Genomic DNA, 15,960 nt, shown 5'->3' with positions numbered 1-15,960 from the left:
GTGGGTGGGTGGGAGCGAGGCGGCGGGGATACAATTTATTTGCGCTTCAAATGGGCGATGAAATTTTTCCCGGATTCTTGCACTTGAATAGCTGTAAAAATATATGTTCTTATGCTGCGACCAACGAGAGTAACCGATAAGGTTTTGCCTTTGACTTTGCATTTATATATTTTAAAAAATTTTCAGTATATAATATTCATAGAAAAATTTTCACTCAATGTTTTACGAAAGATGAGAATTTTACAACTACATTTGCAACTACAAAAATATTAATTTTTCACAGTTATAATAATGCCTCACACAAAAAATAAAAACTTTTGCAGATAAAAATTTTATTTCTTTATTCATGCGCTAATATTATAGCAAATGCACATAAATAGCTGTAAAAATATATGTTCTTATGTTGCGACCAACGAGAGTAACCGATAAGGTTTTGCCTTTGACTTTGCGGTTAAGTGTTTTCACTATAATTCGTTATATCTGTCTATCATTGCGAGAAAAATTTTTGTATTCTTGACCAACGGTATTTAACGGCACTCTTTGTAATGTGAGTCTCTAATTTTGCGCCGAGTTCTTCAAGTGTAGCGTCAGGATAATCGAGTCTTGCTTTCACGAGTTCGCGCAATTTTCCCGGCAATTTATCGAGCATTCCCAGAGATAAAATTTTTTCGGCAAGTTTTATTTGTTCGCGTGCTGCATTGACTGAACGTGCGATATTGGCTGCGTCGTAATTTCGTGCGATATTTGCTCTGCTGCGTGCGGATCTGATTATTGCGATATCTTCAAATTGTAACGCTCCTGAAGGCATACCGGCATTATATAAGAACGTCATAATATCGTCGTGCCTGCGGAGGGTAAATTCATTTCTGTGATTGTTCCATGACAAATTAGTAGATTCTAAAATTTTTGCGGCCAATTCTGAAATTTTTTCGTCGGATATAATTAGCGTCAAATAATAACCGTTTTTCGGGAAATACAGACCTCCTGTGCTGCCCCATAAGCCTTTAAGCCATGACCAGTAAAATTTTTTTCCGGGAGGCTTTAATATTTCGTTAGGACATGTAAATTTCACAGAAGGTTTATGATTCTTGCTCGTTATCATGGAAATTTGTAGATTAAATTTTTTCGCGTAACTCGTCATAGGCCAGAGTCTAAATTTTCCAGGCCCTGTGAGTCGTCTTGCAGCTCTTAATCTGTTAGTCGTGAAAATATTATTTCTGCGTCTCATTCCCATTAATAAGCCGCTTGCTTCTGAGTCTGCCGCATGAGTTGACTTTATAGAGTCCGTCAGCCATTCATCCCAGAGTCCTGCGAGCCACAAATCTTTATCCACCTAAAAAATTTACCTCCTTTGCGAAAAATATTATTTCTGCGTCTCATTTTCATTATAGCTAATAAAGTTGAATATTTGTAAAAATTTTTACATGTTTGCGCCAGACGTGTTTATGCTGCAACCAACGAGAGCAAACGGCTCCGGTAATCCGTCACAAATCTTTATTCAGCTGAAAATTTAATATCTGCCCAAATTAAATATATACTCGTCAATGTAGCTGCCATTGTTGAGGAATCTTGCAAAACGTGTACCGGCCGTATGAGACGCAATAAGAAATTTACAACGCGACAAACATATCATTTTGACGAGATAATCAAGCCCAAATTTATATTTATTCGATGAAGTTATCTCGCTGCATAAATAATCAGTGCCGACATATTTTACTAAATTAGTATCGCTCGTATAAATTAAATCGCCGTATCTCTTCACGAAAAAATTATATATATTCTCGTCTTCAGTTGCCAGAAAAATTTTGTGCTGCCCGTATTTAGTCATAAATTCATCAAGTTTTGAGGCTGCATTTTCCGGAGTTGGGGGTATTGGATGACCGATCGGCCTTAATTTTACATAATCAGTCCCGCGCACAAGAAGACCAATCATTTTGTCAATGCCGTCAGACTTGATTTTATTTTCTGCGGTGTCATAAATATATTTCTTGACTGGTACTCGTTTAATCATTTCGCGCATTATAGAATCATTTACGGGAGTCATAGGCTCTTTCGGCATAGAATAAAATTCCCAGCCTGATAACCTGACATTTTTGCTGTGATAAATTTCTTCAAGCGTATAATTAGAAGGCTGCTCAAAATAGTATTCCCACGCGTTTAAAGAGTCATTTACGGGAGAGTCTATATTATATTGAGTCTTGTAATTCTTGAAATCTACATAGGGGATAAAGCCTTTTTCGAGCGCGTCATAAATCACCGGCAAGTTATTTAAATACAGTGCAAGCAAGCCCATTAAACTATTTCCGCGAACGACAAAAAATTTCAAATCCGGATTCAATTTCCCGAAAGTTTTATCATGCTGGCGTTCATCCCAGTGAAAAATTGCTTGATTTATATCCTGCATAGCTCTGCCGACAAAACCGAAATGAGGAATTATTAAACCTAGTTTGCGCTTTAAGTTCACGATATGCCCCCCTAAAAAATTTTTCCCTCCGGCTTATAAATTCATTCCAGAGGGATTTAATATTTATGCGAGAAATTCAAAACTTTTTTTGCTCCTGACGTTCTCCCGGATTAAAGGCGCATTTGCTGCGGGAGATTCATTTTCTTTTTGCTTGGTATGCTCGAAGCTGTCCCGGTTTTGTCCCTGCTGGTCTTGCTGCTGCTCATCAGAATTTTTGCGGTGGACTCGCTGGGCGTTATTCATTGCCTCACTTGCTTGCACGGTTTGAACGATTCTAATTCCATCGCGTATAATTTCCTGACTCTGTCCTGTTTCCTGAGCGGCTGCTAAGGCATTCGGGGCATGGCGTGCGCTTGCTTCGACATTCAAATTTGACATCAATAAATTTACTGGCTGCATAATTTTTTATCCTCCAAGGTGGCCGGCCATATAATCGAACGGTTTTAAGACAATGCAGCGTTTTTCGTCGTCGGCAATAAATGACGTAAATTTGCAAATCTCATGAACGATATAATTTAAGCCTCTGACAGAAATAACAACTCCGGGATAACAAATATCTTTGACTCTGACAATGCCTTTATCGCGGACTAGTGCTAATTGTTCTTCGAGGTCGTCAAGCTCCTTCTGCATATTATCGCGTGCTGCCTGAAGCTGGAACTTCATTTTTGTTAAATCCATCATCATGGCGCGTTTTGAGTCGTCTAATTGACCAGCTGACTCTAATTTTTTCAACAATGCAAAATTCGGCTCGATTTTCTCAAGATTTTCCTCGCAGCGTTTAATTTCTCCCGTGAAAACTTTTCGCTTTTCGAGCATATCAGGAGGAGTCCCGACAATAATTTCTGTCTTAGTGCCCATTTCAGAGCCTAAAATATTGCAAGAGACTTCAAGACCTGCATCAACCCGCCCGCCTGCAATCTGTGAATGTCTGCCGCCTCCTAACGAAATAACAGCCCTGCGTGCATATAATCTGCTGTGAAGGACAGAGTTTTTCACGAGAATACTTCCGCCGCTCCTGATTGTAGCCTGATCCGCAAAACTTAGACTCACGTCATTATTTGCGCGTATAGTGCCTTTGCCCATGCCTCTGACACCGCCGTGAATGATTACTACTCCCTGCGAGTCAACGTCTGCGCCTTCAATCATGCCGTTAATCTCGATATTTCCCTGTGCTGCAACGTGAAAGCCCTCACGCACCGAACCGCGAATATTAACAGCTCCCGTAAAATCAATACTGCCGACGCTGAAATCTATATCATTCCCGATAGTTAATTCAGGCAGCACAACAAGACGGCCTTTATCATTCTTTAACTGACCTTCTGCGACTGCTAATAAAATTAACGGGTTCTCAGGGTCGCGCTTGAGTCCTTCACCGAAAGAAAATTCTACGTTTTTTACTGGTTGTGCTCTGACTGCTGCTCCGGTAACGTCAACGCCGGTTTTGCCGTTCACTAAAGGATGTTTTATCGCAACTTCCTGGCCGGGGTGAACTGTAACAATAGTGCTGCGGCTCCAGAAGTCAATTTTTTCATCGTCTCTGACCTCGAACGGCTTATCAGGATCCTTTATTAATTCAATATATGCGTCGCTGCCTTCGATAGGTGGAGTCCCCTTTGCTACGACAACTGACTCATTTGCAAGTTTACGCGCTAATAATGATTGTATTGCAACTGTATCGATTCCGACTTTGATTCCGTAAGCATGTAAAACCGCAATAACTTCATCGAGCTTCGGCCAAGGTTTAGCGAAAAACGGCGGTTCTATAGTGATTGACGCTGACATTTTATCGCCTGCGAGTGAGACATTAACTTTTGCGTCTTTCTCAAGTGCCGGGTTACGTCCGCAAATTTTGCATGTCTGACCGTCTTTAATAAAATTTCGTATCGCCTTGAAGTCATAGCGCAAGATTCCATATTCTTTCAAGAACGCATAAACGTCATTTTCCTTGAAATCTTTGCTGTTACACGATAAATAAATCCCGTCGGACTGTGCGTGCAGATCAAATACGTCTGTGTTGAGCAAATAAATTCACCTCCTGAGTGAGAAAAAATTATTTATTCATTCATCTTAGCTTTTAATATAGTACGTAACATTGATAACCCTTTGCCGTGAATCTGTGAGACTCTGCTCTCTGACACGCCTAAAACTTGGCCGATTTCCTTTAGAGTCAGCCCGTCATAATAATAAAGACTCAACATTGTGCGTTCTTTTTCCGGCAACTCCTGTAAAGCTGCTATTAACTGCTGTCTGTCGCTCTCGTCGTCTAACCTGTCAGCTGCTGTCTCTCTATCGTCTGCAATAGTTGCTTCAATAGGTACATCGCCGTCATCTAACGGGTTAGTGTCATCGAGTGAAGTAATATAACCCCGCGAGGCTAATTCTTGAGTCTCGTAATATTCTTCTTCGCTTATGCCTAATTCAGAAATGAGCCACTCGTCTTTAAGCTCGCCTTTATCGCGCAAAACTTTTTCCATAGCTTTATTGAGCCTCTGAACTTTTTCGCGCCCTGTACGTGAGAACCAGTCGCATTTACGTAACTCGTCTAAAATTGCACCTCTGATTCTCGGTATTGCATAAGTCTGGAATACAAAACCTTTTGACGGGTCGAATTTGTCAACTGCGTCAAGAAGTCCGAACACGCCGAAACTTAAAATATCTTCATAATCAAGTCCCTGCGGAGGAGTTACAGCCATTCTGCCGACTACATATTTAATCAGCGGCAAATAACGCTTTACAATTTCATCACGGACAGCTAGTGATCTAGTCCGGGAAAAATCATCCCATAATTTTTTTTCCTCGTCTGTCGTCATATCTCGTTTATTCCTTTTCCGAGCGTCTTAATTTTCAGCATCCAATTGCTTGTCGAAAACTCTATAGTGCGTCCCTTATTGCCGCCTGTATCAGAAGCAACGAGAGCTATTCCCATTCTTGCAAGCCTCATGGTTGTTTCACGTACATTTTTTGCGCCTACAGTCAGGAACTCCGCACTTGCACCGGGTAACGCGAACATTTGCGCACCTCCGGCGATTTTCGCTTTTATTCTGGATCTGTTAGCACCCTGCTTTAACATTTCTTCTATTATGGCAGGCACAGCAGTATCGGCGAACTTGCCGACTTTTTCCGAACCTTTGAGACCCCGTGAGTCAGGCAGCATTATATGAGCCATCCCGGCAATTTTTGCGAGAGGGTCAAACACTACAAGCCCAATGCACGAGCCAAGCCCAAGAGTTACAAGTTTTATAGGTGCTCTTGCGACGTATAAATCTGCCATGCCTAAAACAATACTAGGTTCGGCCATCACATCACCTTCAGCTTTCTTAGCAGCAAATCGAGGGCATCAGGGTCGGGAATTAATATTATATGCCCGGAAATTGTCCGGCCATCTTCAAGACCTTCTACGCTTAGTTCTGTATTAACGAGCAGGGCGGTCTCTCCCATCTGCCCATAAATCGAAGCTACTACATCAAGAATCGAACTCAACATATCATGTGCTACACCGGGTACGCTTATTTGATGCTGAGTGCCGATTAATAAATTTATAGCGTTCAAGAACGAGCTTAATACTATATTTCCTACTTCACTTAATGCGCTGTCAATCATGTCCTGCGGTATCTCGTTAATCGGAATTTGCGAGCCGAACTGCTGCTTTAACAACAACTCGACCATTAAATTTGCGTCTTCCTCATTCTGAATAAATATCAAGCTGCATTGAAAGCCGCCAAGAGACCGCACGAAAACAGCACCGACTATCTGCATAGGGTCGCCGTAATGTTCCGCAAGCTCATAGATCGAAACTAATTCAGTCTGCGGAACGTTCATATTTATCATACGCGATAATAAGCCGCTCAAAGCAGTAGCAGCGTTGCCAGTGCCTATATTTCCGACTTCACGAATTGCATCAAGCTGTAACGCATTGAACGACGCTATATCAGCCATTAAACATTACTCCTTTTAGCCTTTTGTCGAATAAAACGAAGCTACATCGAGAATTAATGCTACATTGCCGTCGCCTAAAATAGTCCCGCCCGTTATCCCGTCAATTTTCGCCAAGAATCTACCGAGCGATTTTATAACTATTTCCTGCTGGCCGATTAATTCACTCACGATAAAGCCGATTTTATTCTTGCCGATTTTCACGACAACTACGGGATATTCGTATCTGTCATGTTCGACACCTTCAGAGCCTAGAATATCGCCTAAATCATTAAGTGAAAGCACTTCTCCCCGCAAAAGTGTTGTAGGTTCGCCGTGAACTGTCTTAATGTCTTCTTTGCGTACCATTATAGTTTCTTCGACGTTCTCAAGCGATATTGCATAAGTCTCGTTGCCGACCTTTATTAACAGTGAAAGAACTATAGCAAGCGTTAAAGGCAGCCTTATATAAACGTGAGTCCCTTCGTTTTTCTTGCTGGATAAATCAAATTGTCCGCCGAGCTGCTCGACTTTAGTTTTTACTGCGTCCATTCCGACTCCGCGTCCGGATAAGTCTGTAACCTGCTTTGCCATACTGAAACCGGGCAATAATACTAATTGCTGGGCTTCTTCATCGCTCATTATTGCGGCCCTGTCGTCTGAAATTATGCCTCGTTCAACAGCTTTTTTCTTGACTTTTTCGGGATCAATGCCTGCGCCGTCATCTGATACTTCAATAACGACTCCGCTTCCTTCCTGATAAGCTGCGATTTTGAGTATACCTTTTTCGGGTTTGCCGAGTGCTTTGCGTTCGTCGGGGTGTTCGATTCCATGATCCATTGAGTTACGAATCAAATGCACCATAGGATCGCCGATTTCGTCAATAACTGTTCTGTCTAATTCCGTATCCTCGCCCTCAAGTACAAGCTCAACATTTTTATTTAACGTTTTGCACAAATCACGAATCAAGCGCGGGAATCTATCAAATGTAAATGATACAGGCACCATGCGCAATTTTGTAACGAGCTCTTGAATGTCGCCGGAAATTCTGCCTAACTGCGATAAAGTATCATCAAATTGTCTGAGTCTTGCTTCCTGAACGAGTCTTTCGATTCTGGCACGTGAGATAACAAGCTCGCCTACAAGATTCATTAATTTATCGAGCCTGCCTATATCGACTCTGACGGTTTGTCCGCCCTTCTTGATAGTTTCTTTGCGTCCGGTTGGGGGCTGCTGCTGAGCTGGTGCTGGTGCTTGAGCTGGTGCAGGTGCTGCCGGTGCTGGTGCTGGTGTTTCCTGTTTTGTCTCTGGTGCGGGTGCTGACTCTTGAGCGGGTGCAGGTGATTCGCTTGCGTGAACTTCTTCAACGTCAGCCGATTTAACGTCGCCGATTTTCTCAATAGCTGCTTTGACTTCTTCAGCAGGTGCGGGCGTTGCTACATAAACAGTGAAGTCGAAATCAAATTCTTCTTTCTCTAGTGCTTCTGTCGGAGGTTCGGCCTTGAAAATTTCGCCCATTTCCTCGAGTCTATTCACGACCATATAAGCGCGTGCAGCCTTTAATAAACAACTCTCACTCAATGTAACATGAACACTAAAAGCGTTTTTGCCTTCAGCGTTTGCAGCCTTTACCCATTCTGCGTCCTGCGATGAAAGATTCGAGCCTTCAGAACTTGAAGACGATTCCGACTCTGCTGCAGGTGCCGGAGCTGGTGCAGGTGCAGGGCCTTCACGCCTTAATTCTTGTACCATTCCCGAAACATCAATATGTGAGTCATTTCCGCCGCCTCTGATTGAGTCTGCCATTTCTTGAAGTGTGTCGAGTCCCTGAAATAAAAGATTCATATCTGCTTCAGTCAACGGCCTTGTACCTTTTCTAGCTGCGTCGAGTCTGTCCTCCATTGCGTGAGTCAAGCCCATCATATTTGTAAATCCCATTGTGCCCGCCATACCTTTTAGCGTGTGGGCTGCTCTGAAAATTTCATTTATTACGTCCATATCGACCATATTTTTTTCCAGAGCGAGTAATAAATCATCTAATTTTTGTACGTTGTCGTCAGTCTCATCGAGAAATGCTCCCAGATACTGACTCATATCCATATCGGCCAAGATAAATTTTTCCCCCTTATTTAATTCTTTACGAGTCTGACCATTGCATCAGGAATTTCATTAAGCGGCAGAACTTCATCAACTATTCCGGCATCAACAGCGGCCTTAGGCATTCCATAAACAACGCATGTTTTCTGACTCTCTGCGATTACGTAAGCACCCTTTTTGTGAAGTGCTATTCCTCCGTCTGTGCCGTCTCTGCCCATTCCTGTTAAGATAACGCATAAAACATTTCCGCCGTACTCATCTGCAACGCTCATAAACATTATATTTGCTGCGGGCTTAACTGACAAAACCGGCGGAGCATCAGAGAGTCCGCACACCATTGCACCGTTTCTACGCTTGACGATTAAATGACTTCCACCGGGGGCGATTACCACTCGTCCGGGCTTGAGAGTCAATCCGTCAAAACCTTCTACAACTTCTAATTGTGAAGACGCATTTAACCTATTAGAGAACGATGTTGTAAACTCTTTCGGCATGTGCTGAGTAATTACAATAGGAACAGGAAAATTTTTCGGCAATTTGGGAATCAATTCACCTAACGCCATAGGCCCCCCCGTTGAACTTGCAATCGCTACTATATCACGCCTTCCCGTGTGCATGGGCGGAGTCATTCTGCGATATTCGGGAGCATGTAAGACACTCGCGCCGCCTCCGAAAAATCCTGCTTTCGTTCTTAATTTTGCTGTACTTGCTGCTATGACCTTATCAATTAATTCTTGGCCGATCTCGCGAATATTTAATGAGATTGACCCCGACGGCTTACCGATAAAATCAACACATCCCAGCGCAAGAGCCTTCATTGTTGTTTCTGCACCCTCTTGAGTCATCGAGCTGACCATTATAACGGGCAGAGGGTTAGTCTTCATTATTTCTTCGAGTGCTTGAAGGCCGCTCATATTGGGCATTTCTACATCCATTGTAACGATATTAGGTTTCAATAATTTTATTTGTGCAAGTGCGTCTTTGCCGTCTTTAGCAGTCCCGACTACTTCAATTCTCGGATCTGATTTAAGAATATCGCTTATGAACTGGCGCATTAATGCACTGTCATCAACTACAAGAACTCTTATTCTGCCTAATGGTGGCATTCTATTTTTCTGCTGTCTGCTAAATTTTTACACATGGCAGCAGATTCGACCTCCTTTCTATAATTTGCGATAAATTTTCGATTCATAATTATTATAGCTTTATATTTATTTCTTGTCGGAAAAAAGATTCTTTGTCAGCCTCCTGAAGAAGTCGATTACTCCCCCGGATTTTTCCGGCAGCTGTTCACGTTTTATATTAGCACCCTCGCAAAATCTCAATAATTCACCGGCCAAATTTCTAACGCAGATACTTGCAGGCGATTCGGGGTCTGACCTGTAAAAAATTTTCCAGTTCTTAACTGACTCTTCTATTAAGCTATCACGCAGGACACAGCCCAAATAAACTGGTGCATTACCTAAAAATTGCATTGACGCGAGTCTAATTCTTTCGGCGACCTCTTGAGCTTCTCTAGTGCTTGAAGCCATATTTACTATCAACATTAAGCCCGACGCAGGATTTTCCGAGCCTCCCCACGCATTTGAGCCCAAAGACTTTATTACGCCGTATGCATCTCTAACGCTCGTAGGTTCAGGAGTCGTAACTAATAACGTAATTTCAGAAGCATATGCAAACGATAATACGCCTTTATGAATACCTGCGCCCGCGTCCATGATTAAATAATCCGCAATTTCTTCAAGGCCGGTCAATGAAGCAAATAATCTTTCCATCGAGTAATCATCCAAATCTGCAATTTCTTTCAAGCCTGTACCGCCCGGAAGTAATGCGACACTCCCGTGTTTGTGTAAGGCTCTCTGCGACGACCTGAAGTGTACAAGAATCTCGTTTAAATTGCGCGATCCCTCGATTAAATGCGAAATATTATATCTTGCACTCGTAACACCGCACAAAATATCTAAATTTGCCATGCCTAAATCTGCATCGATAAGCACGACCCTTTTTCCGTAATCAGCAAGCGCAAACGATAACGCCGCAGATATGTTACTTTTTCCGACTCCGCCTTTGCCGCTCAATACTGAAATTGTATGCAGCCTTTGAGGAATCCTTGTTTGTTGTCTATTGTCTAGCACCATTCGCCTTAAATCCCCCGCCTGATCTGGGTTATAATTATCTGCCGGCATTGCTTTAACCCCTCTTGCGTTCTTCTTCGGACTTCATGAGAAAATCTGCAATTCTTGAGCCTGAAGCCGTCTCTATATCTTTCGGGACATTCTGACCAACCGTCAAAAACGATATTGGACATCCCATAACTTGATGAATATTAAAAATTGATCCGTAGCTCACAGTCTCGTCAAGTTTCGTAAATAATAAATGCGACACCGGTATATTTGGAATATGTTCTACAACGTCGAGCATATCTTTATATTTCATGTTAGCAGATAACACTAAATGAACAGCATCGGGCGCAAAAGAGTTATATAAATTCTCGAACATGTCCATATTTTTTTTATCGCGCTGTGAACGTCCGGCGGTATCGAGTAAAATAATTTCTGCGTTCTCGTGCTGATTGACGACTCCGGGAATCGTAGCAATGTCAAATATTATTTCAATGGGGACACCTAAAATTTTTGCGTAAGTCTTTAACTGCTCGACAGCCGCGATTCTGTATGTATCACTTGTGAGCAGCAAAACTTTTTTATGTTCCCATAGAGCTTTAATCGCCGCTAATTTTGCAATCGTCGTAGTTTTTCCGACTCCTGTGGGGCCAAGCAGCATAACTTTTCGGCCTCCTGCTGCGTCGCTTCCATTGTCGCCGGAACACTCGATTTGAGTCGCAAGCCACTTTGTGAACGGCAATTTTTTATTCTTGTCCTTGCGAGCCATGATACTATAATCTGCTAATAATTTGCGTATATATTTCTCGTCGACCTCTGACGAACGCAAACGGCCTTCAACGCCGGAATCTTCTCCCGTTAAATTTGGCATACCAGCTTGAAACGCGTTATTTTTCTGTGCCTGTGCTGCCTGAGCTGCGACTCCTGACTCTACTGCCGAAATTCTTTGCAGCAATAAATCGATTCTATCTGCGAGCGCTCCGACTTGATTCTTGAGTGCCTTTGCGTCATCGTTATTAATTGCTGGAGGCTGAGTCTGATTCATAATCGGAGGCATTACGGGCGCAGGTTGCGGAGGAGGTGTAACGGGTGCGGGTCTCGTTGTTAATCCGTATGCATTGCGCAAACCTTCAGGCGAAATTTTTACGTTGTCAGACGGCAATCTATAACCTTCTTCACCTAATGTGATAGGCTGCTCTTGATTCGAGTTATTATTTACGGGCTGTGAAGGTAATTGACCGCTTGAAGATTTTTCCTTGAACTCCATTAATTTTTGGAAGGCGATTAAATTTTCTCGTCTTGTCTCATCGTCCATAGCTGCAACTGTTGAATTATTTGCAGGTGTTCTCGGCTTTGCGGGCTGAGGTTTGGGCGAGTCGTCTTCTATTATTCCTGCTGTAACCTTCAAGACTGAACGCTGAAAGAGGCCAAAGACTCCACCCTCTTTGATTACCTGCGTAGATAAAATAACAGCGTCCCTGCCGAGTCTCTCAGCTGCGAGCCTTAGTGCTTCTGCGTCGTCTTTCGCTGTAAATGTAATTTGATTCGTAACTCTCATTTATTCCACCATTCCAACGGTTTTAACTTGAATACCGCGCGTTATTTCATTATATGACACTACGAAAATATTTGTTATCGAGCCTTCTATTAATCTTCTGACTATTAATCTTACATCAGGATGAACAAGCAAAACAGGAGGCAAATTTTTCACAATCATTTCTTCCATTGCGCGCGAAATTGCATTTATCATCTTCTGAACCTCGCGGGGATCTAAATTTAATTGCCAGCCTCGTGTTAAATCTCCGTCGACTCCTGCCATAATTTTTTGCTCCCAGTTTGGCGAAAGAGTCGCAGCTGTTATTACTCCGTCGGGGCCCTGAATCTTTAGAGAAATGAGTCGTGATAATGCCTCTCTTGCGCGTTCTGTGAGAAAATCTACACTTCTTGACATTTTGCCGTAGTCAGCTAGTGCCTCAAAAATTGTAACAAGATCTCTAATCGGAATCTGTTCGCGTATTAAATTCTGCAAAACTTTTTGTATTTCTCCCAGTGAAAGCGACGCTAATAACTCACTCACAACGGCGGGGGCTGTCTCCTTTACCATGTCAGTTAATTTCTGGACTTCCTGACGAGTCAATAATTCTGCGCCGTTTTTGCGAATAACTTCCGACAAATGAGTCGCAAGCACGCTCGGAGCATCAACAACAGTGTAACCCATTGCTTCGGCCTTGTCGCGCAAATCAGGAGAAATCCACAACGCCGGGAGTCCGAATGCAGGTTCTTTCGTAGGAACGCCGATTAAATCTTCTTCTGCGCCTCCTGTGTTCATTGCGAGATAATGATCTGGGAGTAATTCTCCTCGTCCAGCTTCAGCACCTTTTACGCGCAAAATATATTCAGTAGGCTTAATTTGAATATTATCACGTATTCTTATGGGAGGTACAACTATTCCCATTTCAAGAGCCATTTGTTTACGAATTGTCCCGATTCTGTCTAACATGTCGCCGCCTTGTGCAGGGTCAATCAACGGGATAATTGCATAACCGATTTCTGCTTCCATTGGTTCAACTGTTAATAATTTCATAACGTCTTCGGGTGAAACTGGTTCAGATTTTGCGCCTTCTGCGGGTGCTGATGTTCCTGCTGCTGCTCCTGCCTGTTGAGGTGCGCCCGCCGGTAATGGAGTCTTTGCTGCCTGCTCTTCTGCTTCGATTGCTTGAACACTTGCTTCACGTCCGACAGTGTAACCAAGAAAGCCCATTAACACAGCAAGAGTCAAAAATGGAATCGTCGGCATTCCCGGCAATAATCCCATGCATAATAACATACCTGCGGCAATATATAACGGTCTCGGATAACGTGTGAAAGAATTTACTAAATCGGGGCCAAGTTCTGACGATGCAGCAGCTCTTGTAACTATAACGCCCATTGCGGTAGACATTAACAACGCCGGAATTTGTCCGACAAGTCCGTCGCCTACTGTTAATAAACTATAATGTGATGCAGCGTTTGCAGCGTCCATACCACGCATAAATATCCCGATTGACAGACCGCCGATTATATTTATAGTTGTGATTATGAGTCCTGCTATAGCGTCGCCCTTAACAAATTTTGATGCACCGTCCATAGCTCCGTAAAAATCTGCTTCTTTCTGTATGTCCTGCCTTCTTTGCTTTGCGCCTTGTTCGTCGATTAGTCCCGAATTTAAATCTGCGTCAATTGACATTTGTTTACCGGGCATTGCGTCGAGTGTGAATCGTGCTGCGACCTCTGCGACTCTTTCTGCGCCTTTGGTGATTACTAACATTTGAATTATTACGAGAATCAAGAACATGATAATTCCTACGATGTAATTTCCTCCGACGACAAAATTTCCGAATGCATTTATTAACTCGCCTGCGTTGCCGTAAAGTAAAATTAATCTCGTCGTAGAAACATTTAGTGCGAGCCTGAACAACGTAGAAATTAATAATAACGTCGGAAATATCGACAAATCTAATGCGCGCTTCACATAAAATGTAACTAAAAGCGTAACTACTCCAAGCGTGATATTCATAGACAGCAACAAATCTATTAGCCACGTCGGAAGGGGTACAACCATCATTATAATAATGAGTACCATTAACAAAGCCACGCCAATATCGGAATAGCTTTGAACTTTTTTGCGAATGTCAGAAACTCCTGCGATCCCAGCGGCCTCTGCCAATGTGAAACTCATCCCCGTTCTATCTAGTAACTGGATAAAAATTTTTGACTTATTTTACACGAAAACGGGAAAAACAGAAATATATTGCTTGCTCGTCATGGTGCGATAAAATTTTTTGCGAGTCTTTGTGCTTGTGCGTGAAAAAATTTATGTGAACGAATCAGCGCGATAAAAAATTTTTTTTCTTTGCGAGTCATTGCGATTAATTGAACGAGTCAACATTTTTGTATTAGTAAAAGTATTAGTAATAAATTATTTTGTGCTTGAAAAATTGATTCATGAACAGTTTTTATTATTTTATCAGGACTCGCAAGAAGACTCCCACTTCCATAAGTGGGAAATGAATTGCGCTATAATAATGCAATGACTGAAGAAGAGCGAATCGCGAAGAATAATAAAATACGAGAACAGGGGGCAGAGACTCGCAAAAAACGTAAGAGTCAAGTTTGCCGCGTGTATCGTGTAAAAATAGATTTCTCTCATATGAATCAACAGCAAAAATTACGTCTAAAAATGTTATTTGTTGAGGCTAAGTGGCTCTATAACGATGCATTAACCTTCATGAAAGAAAATGACATTAATGAATATGACAGCAGGATTCAAACTGTCAGCAGCCTTGATAAAAATAGACAGCCCGTAATACATGAATTGCAATATTTAAGTTCACAAATGAGGCAATCTGTTATTCAGGGCATAAAACATAATATGAAATCTCTTGCTTCAATACGGAAAAGTAATCATAAAGTCGGAGCATTACGCTACAAATCTGAATATGATTCTATAAATCTTCAACAGTATGAAGTAACTTATAAATTCTATGACAGTAAATATATTAGACTTCAGGGTTTCGGCAAAAAAATTAAAATCGAAGGAGCAGAACAATTTTTCAATATTCCCGGCATAGAATACGCGAACGCAAAATTATTGAATCTTCCGGATGGCTATTATATTGCTATAACAACATATCAAGACAAATTAAGCGGCACAAAGCGATATAAACCTGAAATCGGGATAGATATGGGCATTAAGACATCAATAACTACTTCAGACGGCAAAAAATTTAAAGTGTTGATTGGAGAAATGAGACGCCTTAAGAAATGCCAGCGATTAATCGCACGACGCAAAAAGGGTTCCAGCAATCGATACAAAGCAAAAAAGTTATTGAGAAAAGCCTATCAGAATTTAACTGACAAAAAACGAGACGCAGCAAACAAAATCACTCATGAATTATTAGAGCATGAACAAGTCTATATGCAAGATGAAAATATTAAAGGCTGGCATAAAGGCTTATTCGGAAAAACTGTACAGCACTCAATATTAGGACTTGTGAAGGCAAAATTAATTAATAATGAAAGAGTTATAGTGCTTTCATCAAGTGAGCCTACTACAAAATATTGTCCATGCTGCGGAAAAATCAAGAAAGATATAAAACTTTCAGATCGAATATATAAATGTTCATGCGGTTATGAAGAAGATAGAGACAAACATGCGGCTCGAAATATGATTTTGTTAGCAAATAAAAATACCTGTGGGACGCAGGAAATTAACGCCTTTGGAGAGGATGTAAGACGACTTCAGCCAGTACGAGTGGAGCGCGGCCTCGATGAATTAGGAAGCCGCCACTTCTATAAGTTGCGGTAGTTCACTTTCACGTAATAACA

Annotated in this window: 13 protein-coding genes; 1 reads left to right on the top strand and 12 read right to left on the bottom strand. The window is 41.9% G+C overall.

Going from position 1 to position 15,960, the window contains the following annotated elements:
• Nucleotides 1-487: 487 nt before the first annotated feature.
• The 12 genes from whiA to flhA form a co-directional block, all read right to left on the bottom strand.
• Nucleotides 488-1,333, bottom strand: coding sequence for a DNA-binding protein WhiA (gene whiA / locus IJT21_01790; protein ID MBQ7576979.1), 846 nt, complete (start codon nt 1,331-1,333; stop codon nt 488-490).
• Nucleotides 1,334-1,510: 177 nt separating this feature from the next.
• Entirely contained in the window at nt 1,511-2,464 is a 954-nt protein-coding gene (locus IJT21_01785) for a hypothetical protein (GenBank protein MBQ7576978.1), read from the bottom strand.
• A 63-nt stretch (nt 2,465-2,527) separates the two neighbouring features.
• A complete protein-coding gene (locus IJT21_01780; GenBank protein ID MBQ7576977.1) occupies nt 2,528-2,863 on the bottom strand; it encodes a hypothetical protein in 336 nt (111 codons plus the stop codon).
• Nucleotides 2,864-2,869: 6 nt separating this feature from the next.
• On the bottom strand, nt 2,870-4,486 hold the full coding sequence (locus IJT21_01775) for a DUF342 domain-containing protein (protein ID MBQ7576976.1): 1,617 nt from the start codon (nt 4,484-4,486) through the stop codon (nt 2,870-2,872).
• 32 nt (nt 4,487-4,518) lie between these two features.
• Complete coding sequence (locus IJT21_01770) at nt 4,519-5,274, bottom strand: FliA/WhiG family RNA polymerase sigma factor (protein ID MBQ7576975.1); 756 nt, start codon at nt 5,272-5,274, stop codon at nt 4,519-4,521.
• Nucleotides 5,271-5,762, bottom strand: coding sequence for a chemotaxis protein CheD (locus IJT21_01765; GenBank protein MBQ7576974.1), 492 nt, complete (start codon nt 5,760-5,762; stop codon nt 5,271-5,273). Before IJT21_01765 ends, IJT21_01770 begins: the two co-directional genes overlap by 4 nt.
• Entirely contained in the window at nt 5,762-6,400 is a 639-nt protein-coding gene (locus IJT21_01760; protein MBQ7576973.1) for a chemotaxis protein CheC, read from the bottom strand. Before IJT21_01760 ends, IJT21_01765 begins: the two co-directional genes overlap by 1 nt.
• Before the next feature lie 15 nt (nt 6,401-6,415).
• Complete coding sequence (locus IJT21_01755; GenBank protein MBQ7576972.1) at nt 6,416-8,476, bottom strand: chemotaxis protein CheA; 2,061 nt, start codon at nt 8,474-8,476, stop codon at nt 6,416-6,418.
• A gap of 29 nt (nt 8,477-8,505) precedes the next feature.
• Nucleotides 8,506-9,579, bottom strand: a complete 1,074-nt coding sequence (locus tag IJT21_01750) for a chemotaxis response regulator protein-glutamate methylesterase (GenBank protein ID MBQ7576971.1) — start codon at nt 9,577-9,579, stop codon at nt 8,506-8,508.
• Nucleotides 9,580-9,684: 105 nt separating this feature from the next.
• Nucleotides 9,685-10,659 (bottom strand): MinD/ParA family protein, encoded by a 975-nt coding sequence (locus IJT21_01745; protein ID MBQ7576970.1) that lies wholly within the window; start codon nt 10,657-10,659, stop codon nt 9,685-9,687.
• Nucleotides 10,660-10,663: 4 nt separating this feature from the next.
• The gene (gene flhF / locus IJT21_01740) at nt 10,664-12,151 is read right to left on the bottom strand and encodes a flagellar biosynthesis protein FlhF (GenBank protein MBQ7576969.1); all 1,488 of its coding nucleotides are present in this window, start codon (nt 12,149-12,151) and stop codon (nt 10,664-10,666) included.
• Nucleotides 12,152-14,311: a flagellar biosynthesis protein FlhA gene (flhA, locus tag IJT21_01735; protein ID MBQ7576968.1), complete on the bottom strand. Its 2,160-nt coding sequence runs from the start codon at nt 14,309-14,311 to the stop codon at nt 12,152-12,154. It lies immediately after the preceding gene.
• A 333-nt stretch (nt 14,312-14,644) separates the two neighbouring features.
• Here flhA and IJT21_01730 point away from each other — a divergent pair, with 333 nt between their 5' ends.
• A complete protein-coding gene (locus IJT21_01730) occupies nt 14,645-15,940 on the top strand; it encodes a transposase (protein ID MBQ7576967.1) in 1,296 nt (431 codons plus the stop codon).
• Nucleotides 15,941-15,960 lie beyond the last annotated feature (20 nt).

This window comes from Synergistaceae bacterium, from assembly GCA_017443945.1.
In the GTDB taxonomy this organism is placed as follows: domain Bacteria; phylum Synergistota; class Synergistia; order Synergistales; family Aminobacteriaceae; genus JAFUXM01.
Note: the sequence above shows the minus strand (reverse complement) of the source record. Positions and strands in the feature narration are given on the sequence as shown.